3 protein-coding genes and 2 pseudogenes are annotated in these 3,917 nt (G+C 69.8%); 3 read left to right on the top strand and 2 right to left on the bottom strand.

Annotation, left to right across the window (positions count from 1 at the left end):
- The 3 genes and pseudogenes from A5702_RS10045 to A5702_RS10035 form a co-directional block, all read left to right on the top strand.
- Nucleotides 1–352 (top strand): annotated as a pseudogene (locus A5702_RS10045) (phosphatidylinositol mannoside acyltransferase); the annotation flags it as partial.
- A complete protein-coding gene (locus A5702_RS10040; RefSeq protein ID WP_055400854.1) occupies nt 352–1,476 on the top strand; it encodes a glycosyltransferase family 4 protein in 1,125 nt (374 codons plus the stop codon). The pseudogene A5702_RS10045 and the gene A5702_RS10040, both read left to right, overlap by 1 nt.
- Nucleotides 1,476–2,501, top strand: coding sequence for an NUDIX hydrolase (locus tag A5702_RS10035; protein ID WP_068220303.1), 1,026 nt, complete (start codon nt 1,476–1,478; stop codon nt 2,499–2,501). The genes A5702_RS10040 and A5702_RS10035 overlap by 1 nt, the downstream gene beginning before the upstream one ends.
- 4 nt (nt 2,502–2,505) lie before the next feature.
- Here the strand turns inward: A5702_RS10035 and A5702_RS10030 are convergent, their stop codons facing one another.
- Nucleotides 2,506–3,705, bottom strand: a complete 1,200-nt coding sequence (locus A5702_RS10030; protein WP_068220299.1) for a PE-PPE domain-containing protein — start codon at nt 3,703–3,705, stop codon at nt 2,506–2,508.
- 124 nt (nt 3,706–3,829) lie between these two features.
- Nucleotides 3,830–3,917, bottom strand: a pseudogene (locus tag A5702_RS26925) (hypothetical protein); the annotation flags it as partial.

Here is a 3,917-nt window from a genome sequence, read left to right as displayed (position 1 = left end):
GCGAGACAACCAATTGGTGTGCCTGATGGCCGATCGCGACCTCACCCGCACCGGCGTGCAGGTCGACTTCTTCGGCGAGGCCACCCGGATGCCGGCCGGGCCGGCGAAGCTGGCGATTGCGACCGGTGCGGCGTTGCTTCCGGTGCATTGCTGGTTCGACGGTGATGGCTGGGGGTTTGAGGTGTTCCCGGCGCTGGATTGCAGCGGCGGGGACGTGGCCGCCATCACCCAGGCGCTGGCCGACCAGTTCGCCAAGAACATCGCCGCCTACCCCGAGGACTGGCACATGCTGCAACCGCAGTGGCTGGCCGACCTGTCTGAAGCCAGACAGGCGCGGCTCAGGGAGATCTGATGCGCATCGGGATGGTGTGCCCCTACTCGTTCGACGTGCCGGGCGGGGTGCAGTCGCACGTGCTGCAGCTGGCCGAGGTGATGCGTCAACGCGGGCACGAGGTGAGCGTGCTCGCGCCGTCGTCGCCGCACGCGGTGCTGCCCGAGTACGTCGTCTCCGCCGGCAAGGCCGTCCCCATTCCCTACAACGGCTCGGTGGCCCGGCTGCGGTTCGGCCCGGCGACCCACCGCAAGGTCAAAAAGTGGCTCGCCGAAGGCGATTTCGAGGTCCTGCACCTGCACGAGCCCAACGCGCCGAGCCTGTCGATGCTGGCCCTGAACATCGCCGCCGGGCCGATCGTGGCGACGTTTCACACCTCGACCACCAAGTCGCTGACCCTCACGGTGTTCCAGGGCATCCTGCGGCCGATGCACGAGAAGATCGTCGGCCGGATCGCGGTGTCCGACTTGGCCCGTCGCTGGCAGATGGAGGCGCTGGGGACCGACGCGGTCGAGATCCCCAACGGGGTGGACGTCGACTCGTTCGCCTCGGCGCCACCTTTGGACGGGTACCCGCGGCCGGGCAAGACCGTGCTGTTCCTGGGCCGCTACGACGAATCCCGCAAGGGCATGCCCGTCCTGCTCGAGGCGCTGCCCGGGGTCCTCGCGCGCTTCCCGGACATCGAGCTGCTCATCGTCGGCCGCGGCGACGAGGACGAATTGCGCGGCCAGGCAGGCGAATTGGTGAAGCACATCCGGTTTTTGGGGCAGGTCGACGACGCGGGGAAGGCGTCGGCGATGCGTAGCGCGGACGTGTACTGCGCGCCCAACCTCGGCGGCGAGAGTTTCGGCATCGTCCTGGTCGAGGCCATGGCGGCCGGCACCGCGGTGGTGGCCAGCGATCTGGACGCGTTCCGGCGCGTGCTGCGCGACGGCGAGGCGGGCTGCCTGGTGCCGGTGGGTGACGGCGCCGCGCTGGCGGATGCCCTGATCGCGGTGCTAGAAAACGATGTGCAGCGCGAACGCTACGTGGCGGCCGGGTCGGCGGCCGTCCAGCGCTACGACTGGTCGGTGGTGGCCAGCCAGATCATGCGGGTCTACGAGACGGTCGCCGCGTCCGGCGCCAAGGTGCAGGTGGCCAGCTGATGACGTGGCTGGTGGTCGCCGTCGCGGTGCTCGTCGCGGTGCTGGCGATCGTCGGCGCCTGGGCGTATCAGACGGCCAACCGGCTGGACCGGCTGCACGTGCGCTACGACCTGTCGTGGCAGGCGCTCGACGGCGCCCTGGCGCGGCGCGCGGTCGTCGCGCGCGCGGTCGCCATCGACGCCTACGGCGGCGCCTCCGAGGGCCGGCGGCTGGCCGCGCTGGCCGACGCCGCCGAGGCCGCGCCGCGGCAGGCGCGGGAGTCCTGCGAGAACGAGCTGTCGGCCGCGCTGGCGATCGTCGATCCGGCGTCGCTGCCGGCGGGATTGATCGCCGAGCTCGCCGACGCCGAGGCGCGGGTGGTGTTGGCCCGCCGCTTCCACAACGACGCCGTCCGGGACACGCTGGCGCTGGCCGAGCGGCCGCTGGTGCGCCTCTTCCACCTCGGCGGAACCGCCGCGCTGCCCAGCTATTTCGAGATCGTCGAACGGCCCCACGCGTTGGCGCACGGCGACCACGGGGTGCTCAACCACCGCACCTCGGCGCGCGTCGTGCTGCTCGACGAGACCGGCGCCGTCCTGTTGCTGCGCGGTTCGGATCCGGCCATCGCCCGCGCGGACGCGCCGAGGTGGTGGATCACGGTCGGCGGCGAGGTGGGCAAGGGCGAGCGGTTGGCAGAGGCCGCCGCCCGCGAGTTGGCCGAAGAGACCGGGCTGCGGGTCGCACCGGGTGAGATGGTCGGCCCGCTCTGGCGGCGTGACGAGGTGTTCGAGTTCAACGGCTCCCTGATCGACAGCGAAGAGTTCTACTTCGTCTACCGCACCCGGCGGTTCGAGCCGTCCGGCGCGGGCCGAACCGACTTCGAACGCAGCTACATTCACGGCCACCGCTGGTGTGACGCCTCCGACATCGCCCGGCTGGCCGCGGCCGGCGAGACGGTGTACCCGATGCAGCTGCCCGAACTCCTCGGCGACGCGGCCGCGCTGGCGGCCGGCCGGGCGCCGGGGCCGCTGGTGTCGATCCGCTGACGCGCTAGAAGCCGCTGGCCACACCGCTGGGGGCCAGTGGGGGCAGGCCTAGCACCAACGGGCCGGCAATTCCGGACGTGACGCCCTGGCCGAGGGAACCGGCCATGGTCACCGGGCCCGGCAACAGCCCGGGCGCGTAGTAGCCAAGGTCGACGAACGGCTTGACGAACGGTTGCAGCAGGTCCGCCAGCGGGTTGCCGAGGATCGGGATCCATCGGATGGGATCCAGCAGCGGCAATTGCGCGGTCTGCATGAAGTAGAAGGTCATGTTGCCCACGTGTTGCTGGATCGCGCCGGCGACCTGCGCGGCCGACAGGAAGGGCATCGTGTGGTGCAGGTCGAAGAACCCGAACAGGGCGTTGAGGTCCGACGGCAGCCACAACCAGTTCGACGGGAAGTTGGCGATCGCGTCGTATTGCAGCGTGAAGATGGACGTCGCGTAGGACGTGGTGAGCGGGGTGGCGAAGTGGAACGCCCCGAAGCCCGGAATGAAGTGCGTCAGGATGCCGCCCATCGGGTTGTTCGGGTCGGCGAGCAGGACGAAGTTCAGCAGATCCTGACTCGGGCGTAGGGCGGCCGGCAGGGCTTGCAGGTAGCGCATTTCCAGGCTGGCGATCGTCGCGCTCTGCGAATAACCAACGACCACAACGTGATTGCCGGCCGCCGTTTGCGTCAGGATCGCGGAGTTCAGCGTGGCCATGCCCTGGTAGACCGACTTGCCAAAGGTCTCGCTGCCCAGCCCGGTGATCGGCCAAAACTGTTCGGGCGTACGCAAACTCACCAGGGTGTAGTCGGAGTAATTCTGCGCGAGGTACGCCTGCTGGATGGACGTCATGTACTTCAGGTCCGGCGACGGGTTCCCGGTGCCGCCCATGATAAGCGCGATCTTGTCCGTGCCCGTCGACGACTGCATGGCGGCCGCGTTGGTGGCCTCGGTCTGCGCGTACGCGTTCTTCGCGGTGATCAGGGTTTCCACGAACTGGTTGTGGAACAGTTCCGCCTGCGCGCTGAGCGCCTGGTACTGCTGGGCGTGCGCGTCCAGCATCGTCGCCACGCGCACCGACACCGAATCCGTGGCCGGCGGCAGCACTCCGGTCGTCGGGCCGGCCACGGCCGCGTTCGTCGCCTGCAGCGACGAGCCGATCCCTTGCAGCTCGTCGGCGGCCGTCGCCATCGCGTCGGGTTCGGTGATCACGAACGACATCGGCTCTCCGCCTTACTGACTCAACACCGGGCGCGCCGCCAGGCCTTCGCGCGGTCCGGCGATCGAATGGGAGGCTGCGGCCGTCGCTCGCCCGGGAATTCCCGTCGAGGGCAGTTGGGGCGCGGCGGACGGGCCCGCCGAAGCTGTCGACCTGCACGCCGGTGCGGGTGAGGTCGCGATCGGCCATCAGGCACACCAATTGGTTGTCTCGC

The organism is Mycobacterium sp. E3339 (assembly GCF_001666915.1).
GTDB lineage: Bacteria > Actinomycetota > Actinomycetes > Mycobacteriales > Mycobacteriaceae > Mycobacterium.
Note: the sequence above shows the minus strand (reverse complement) of the source record. Positions and strands in the feature narration are given on the sequence as shown.

What these genes read in the sequence shown, in the direction of transcription:
- A5702_RS10035 (WP_068220303.1), top strand. Translation starts at nt 1,476, where the DNA reads ATGACGTGGCTGGTGGTCGCCGTCGCGGTGCTCGTCGCGGTGCTGGCG.
- A5702_RS10030 (WP_068220299.1), bottom strand. Translation starts at nt 3,705, where the DNA reads ATGTCGTTCGTGATCACCGAACCCGACGCGATGGCGACGGCCGCCGAC.
- A5702_RS10040 (WP_055400854.1), top strand. Translation starts at nt 352, where the DNA reads ATGCGCATCGGGATGGTGTGCCCCTACTCGTTCGACGTGCCGGGCGGG.